4 protein-coding genes are annotated in these 5,642 nt (G+C 56.5%); 3 read left to right on the top strand and 1 reads right to left on the bottom strand.

Going from position 1 to position 5,642, the window contains the following annotated elements; all coding sequences use genetic code 11:
* The first annotated feature begins 361 nt into the window (after window positions 1-361).
* Window positions 362-1,711, top strand: a complete 1,350-nt coding sequence (locus FC75_RS07160; protein ID WP_056989506.1) for a PTS sugar transporter subunit IIC — start codon at window positions 362-364, stop codon at window positions 1,709-1,711.
* A 127-nt stretch (window positions 1,712-1,838) separates the two neighbouring features.
* Here FC75_RS07160 and FC75_RS07155 read toward each other — a convergent pair whose 3' ends face one another.
* A complete protein-coding gene (locus FC75_RS07155) occupies window positions 1,839-3,026 on the bottom strand; it encodes an ROK family transcriptional regulator (protein WP_054666243.1) in 1,188 nt (395 codons plus the stop codon).
* Window positions 3,027-3,248: 222 nt separating this feature from the next.
* On the opposite strand from FC75_RS07155, the gene FC75_RS07150 reads away from it, so the two are divergent.
* Window positions 3,249-4,598 (top strand): PTS sugar transporter subunit IIC, encoded by a 1,350-nt coding sequence (locus FC75_RS07150; protein ID WP_054666246.1) that lies wholly within the window; start codon window positions 3,249-3,251, stop codon window positions 4,596-4,598.
* 28 nt (window positions 4,599-4,626) lie between these two features.
* Window positions 4,627-5,556, top strand: coding sequence for a DUF7916 family protein (locus FC75_RS07145; protein WP_056989505.1), 930 nt, complete (start codon window positions 4,627-4,629; stop codon window positions 5,554-5,556).
* Window positions 5,557-5,642 lie beyond the last annotated feature (86 nt).

Raw genomic sequence — 5,642 nt, 5'->3', positions numbered from 1 at the left:
CATGGCCTTTTTGGTCTAGTCGCTAAGGTGTTGCACTTGAATTGTAAACTGGGGCACCGGCAGTGCTGGCAAATCTGCAGCCGGCTCCGGATCCATCACTGCAGGTGGGCCGCTAGTGCACAATGGATGATTCACTCCTAGCGACGGCCACCGTGCTCTTACCGTTCAATGATGACACGGATTATTTTATGCTAAATAATAACTTTACTAGCGGATGGGTGATTGATTGACTATCAATAATTTACTGTTTTAGTCTTAAGACGTGATCAGCAGGATTTTTTAGGCCGTTTCATTACGCCTTCTGTCGGTGTTAAGTCAGTGCCCGGCGCGGCAGCAGCCAGGCCAAAGGAGGAATCATCACATGGCTGATTCGAAAAAAGTTGGCGTCTCGGGCATCATCGAAAAATATCTGATGCCAGTCGCCACCACGCTTAGTCGCTTCAAACCCCTCATTGCGATTCGGGATGGGATCACGACCACGATCCCGTTGATCATTGTCGGTTCATTCTTCATGATCCTGGCCAATTTCCCAGTTGCGGCCTGGACCGCCTGGATCGGCAGCGTCAGCATGCACGGCGTCGCGCTGCTATCGATTTTTACCAAGATCACGAATGGGTCGTTCGGGCTGCTGGGCCTGATCGGGTGCTTCGGGATCGCGTCCAGCTATGCCGAGCAATTTCACACGGATGGTAAATCGGCCGGCATCATTGCCGTCGCGTCCTATTTCGTCGTCACCCCCAGCATTTTCACTGGGGGCAAGGCGCCGGCTGAAGGCATGCCATACGACTTTCTGGGTTCCAAGGGCCTGTTTGTCGGCATCATCATCGGCCTGCTCGCCGGCGGCATTTTCCAGTGGTTCATCAACCACGACGTGCAGATCCACATGCCTGATTCCGTACCGCCGGCCATTGGTAAAAGCTTCTCCGCGCTGATCCCAGGCTTTGCCATTATCACCTTATTCGGCGCCGTTTACGCCCTGTTTTCCTGGACGGGGTTGGGCAACATTCATCTGCTGATCATGCACATTTTGTCGAAGCCTTTGGGCCTGCTCGGCGACACGCTGGGCGGCACCTTGGTCATCACCTTCCTGAACAGCGCCTTTTGGTTCGTCGGCATTCACGGGGCCAACGTGGTCAACAACATGATCCAGCCGGTCTGGCTGATGAACTCCGGGGCCAACCTGAAGTTGGCGCAGGCCGGCAAGCTCACCCTGGGCCACGGGGCTCACATCATCACCGAACCATTCATTGATAACTTCGTCTTCATGGGCGGCGGCGGGGCGACCCTGGGGCTAGTCCTCGGCATCGGGATCTTGGTGCTGATGCACCGCGCCAGCAAGCAGCTGGAGACCCTGGCGCCGCTCACCATCGTCCCTGGCCTGTTCAACATCAACGAGCCGACCATGTTCGGGATGCCGATTGTCTTAAACATGACGCTGATCATCCCCTTCATCCTGGCCCCGATGTGGAACACGCTGACGACCTACATCGTCATGGCCACCGGCCTGGTGCCGCTGACCACCGGGACCATGGTGTCCTGGACCATGCCACCGATCATCTCGGGCTTTCTGACCACCAACAGTTTTACCGGTTCGCTGATCCAGATTTTTAACATCGTGATCGACACGCTGATCTACCTGCCATTCCTGCTGGTCGTCAACAAGTCGCAGAAAACCGAGGAAGCGGGCCAAGCTGACGAACAGGCCGCCTGATCGAGGCGACTTTGCCCACTGAATTAAAAAAAGCGAGTATGCTCTCGCTAGTTCACCGCCGTCGATGACGTTAACCCGCGCACACCCGCTTTTTTGCTGCGTAAGTTTCAACACCACCGCCGCGGCGTCAGATCTCGCCCAGCAGCTGGTAAGCGACCGCCAGCATGCCGCCACCGATGGCCCCGTCTTGCGGGCCAAACGGCTTAACAGTGACATTTTGCGGCTGCACCGAGGTCAGCTGAAACTGGTTAGCCACCAGCGTTTTTTGAAACAGGGCCAGCAGCTGCGGCTGGTCAAACAATTGGCCGTGCAAAATGATGCGGTTGGCGTCGATCACCAGGGCCAGGGTGTTCAGCGTCACCGCCAGCGACTCGATGGCGCTTCGCAGCATGGTGACCACGCCCTGATCACCCATTTGAAACGCCTTGAAAACCGTCTCCATATGGATGTCTTCAGGCCGCGCGACCAACTGACGCAGGTATGTCGCGTTGGCATTTTCGTAAAGCAACTTGGCCTTTTTGACCAGCCATTCATGGCTCGCCGTCGTCTGCAAACAGCCGCGCCGGCCGCAGTCGCAAAGCTCCCCGTTGGGATCGACAATGATGTGCGCAATTTCGCCGTTGACGAAATTCTTGTAGCCATAGAGGTGCCCATCATGGATGGTGGAGCAGAAAATGCCGCGCGCCACGTGAAGGTACGTGAAGTTGGTGCCGCTTTTATCCGGACCAATCAACTGCTCGGCCACGGTTTCGCAGTGGACATTGTTCTCATAGTAAACGGGCAGCGGCTTGAACGCTTCATTGAAGGGCCGCAAGCTGACGTGCTTCCACGTCGGATTGGCCGACACCACGATTTCCTGGTCCGCCAAGTAGTGGCCCGGGACCGCCACGCCGATCGCCGTGATGGGCAAGTCCTGATGGGCATTAAGGAAGTCCTTGATGTCCGTCACGATCGCCGGCACGGCAAGAAAGTGTAAGTCGTAATCGCGCGCGGTCTGGCGCTTGCGGGAGGCGTATACCTGACCGCAGCGGTCAATGATGCACAGCGTGTAGCTGGAAGCCGTCAGTTCAACGCCGAGCACCTTCGGCCCACCCGGCGCCACTTCCAACAGGATCTTGCGCCGGCCGGATTGATGCTGGGCGGCCGCTGCCCCACTTTCCCGGATCACCCCAGCTGCCAGCAGCTGCGCGGTCACGGCACTGGTCGTTGCCGGCGTGATGCCGGTCAGCCGCACGATGTCACTGCGGGAAATCGGTCCTCTAGTGTAGAGCTGCTTGAGGATCTGCTGCTGCAACTGTGTTTGCCTTTTCGTCATGGTAATCATCCTTTCCCCAAACTTATTATAGCATTTAATTATAAATAATAATATTAAAACACCATATTTGGGCTTGTAAGCGGTTGACTATTTATAATTTGTTGCTTATTGTAAAAGAGTAATCAGCAGCGGCCAACTCGGACGGACCGCCGTCTGATGACTCATGCCATTATTTTTGGGCAAGCACGTGACGCTGTCACGTGCACAAAGGAGGACTTACACATGGCTGATTCAAAGCAAGGCGGCTTCAACGGTGTCATTGAAAAGTACCTGATGCCGGTCGCCACCAAATTAGCACAATTCAAACCACTGATCGCCATTCGTGATGGGATCACCGTCACCATGCCGCTGATCATCGTGGGCTCATTCTTCATGATCCTGGCGAATTTCCCAGTGGCCGCTTGGACCGCGTGGATCGGCGCCGTCGCCGTGCACGGCGTGACGCTACTGTCGGTTTTTACTAAGATCACAAACGGGTCGTTCGGTCTGCTGGGCTTGATCGGGTGCTTCGGCATCGCGGCCAGCTACGCCGAACAGCACAAGACGGATGGTAAATCCGCCGGCATCATTGCCGTTGCTTCATACTTTGTCGTGACCCCCAGCATTTTCACCGGGGCCAAGGTGCCAGCTGAAGGCATGCCATACGACTTTCTGGGCTCCAAGGGCCTGTTCGTCGGCATTATCATCGGCCTGGTCACTGGCGGCGTATTCCAGTGGTTCATCAACCACGACATTCAGGTCCACATGCCTGATACCGTTCCGCCGGCTATCGGCAAGAGCTTCTCGGCGCTGATCCCGGGCTTTGCGATCATCACGTTCTGGGGCGCAATTTACGCCATCTTCGCCTGGACCGGGTTAGGCAATATTCACCTGCTGATCATGAACATTCTGTCTAAGCCGCTGGGCCTGCTTGGCGACACGCTGGGCGGCACGTTAGTCGTCACCTTCCTGAACAGTGCCTTCTGGTTCGTCGGGATCCACGGCGCCAACGTTGTCGACAACATCTTCCAACCGATCTGGCTGATGAACTCCGGGGCCAACCTCAAGCTGGCCCAGGCCGGCAAGTTGACTCTGGCTCATGGCGCGCACATCATCACCGAGCCGTTTGTTGATAACTTCGTCTTCATGGGCGGCGGCGGTGCCACCATCGGCTTAGTCCTAGGGATTGGGATCTTGGTGCTGATGCACCGCTCAAGCAAGCAGTTGGAAACGCTGGCGCCTTTGACCATTGTCCCTGGTTTATTCAACATTAACGAACCGACCATGTTCGGCATGCCGATCGTGCTTAACACGACCTTGATCATCCCCTTCATCCTCGCGCCGATGTGGAATACCATTATCACCTACTTTGCGATGGCATCCGGCCTTGTCCCGTTGACCACTGGCACCATGGTTTCTTGGACCATGCCACCAATCATCTCAGGGTTTCTGACCACCAACAGCTTCGCCGGGTCGCTCGTCCAGCTGTTTAACATCGTCATCGATATTCTGATTTACCTGCCGTTCCTGTTCGTTGTCAACCGGACGCAAAAGACCCAAGAAGCCGGCGAAGCAGCGAAGCAGGCCGCGTAAATCTTGCTTAATTTGAAAGGAGTTTCTCATGGTTAAACGTTTGATCAGTACCACCACCAGCGAAGTCCTCGCCATGAACGGGGCCGAGCTCAAGCAAAGCATCAAGGCCTCTGAAGGCCGCACCGTATTGTCCGAAAATGTCGTGCTCACCCCACCGCAAGACGGCATCACGTACTCCGAAGTTGCCGCCGCATTTGGCGCCGACCTGATCCTGCTTAACGGCATGGACGTCCTGAATCCCATCATTCTGGGCCTCTATCCCGGCGAAAATGACCTCTCAACCGCCAAGCCGCGCCACGACGGCGAAAGCATTCACCGCCTGCAAAAACTGGTCGGCCGCCCGATTGGCGTCAACCTGGAGCCGGTCGACCCGAACGCCGACATGGCTGAAACCCGGCTGGTCATCCCCGAGGGCCGCATGGCTTCCGAGAAAACCCTGACGGAGGTTCAGCGCCTGGGCTTCAACTTTGTCTGCCTGACCGGCAATCCTGGCACTGGCGTCACCAACGCCCAGATCGCCGCGAACATCAAGGTCGCCAAGAAAGTCTTCAAGGGCCTGATCATTGCCGGCAAGATGCACGGTGCCGGCGTCAACGAGCCGGTCGTTTCAGTGGAAGCCACCCAGTCCTTCCTGGACGCCGGCGCCGACGTCATTCTGGTGCCTGCAGTCGGCACCGTGCCAGGTCTGGACGACGACGAGATCAAGAAGATCGTCAAGCTCGCCCACGCCAATGGTGCGCTGGTCATGAGCACCATCGGGACCTCACAGGAAGGTTCCGGCGCCAGCTACATTGAGTCCGTGGCGATTCGCAACAAGATTGACGGGGTCGACATCCAGCACATTGGCGATGCCGGTTGGGGCGTCGTACCGCCAACCGAGACCATTTATCCGCTGAGCAAGGCGATCCGTGGCACGCGGCACGCCATTGCTCGCATGGCCCGGTCGATCAACCGTTAATCCAAACTTCTCATCAGACAGCGACGCAATCAATGAAGTGCCATAGAAAAGTTAGACAAATTTTCTACCACAACAATATCTGGTTC

The sequence above is a fragment of the Lacticaseibacillus camelliae DSM 22697 = JCM 13995 genome (genome assembly GCF_001436615.1).
GTDB lineage: Bacteria > Bacillota > Bacilli > Lactobacillales > Lactobacillaceae > Lacticaseibacillus > Lacticaseibacillus camelliae.
This window is presented reverse-complemented; position numbering and strand designations above follow the sequence as displayed.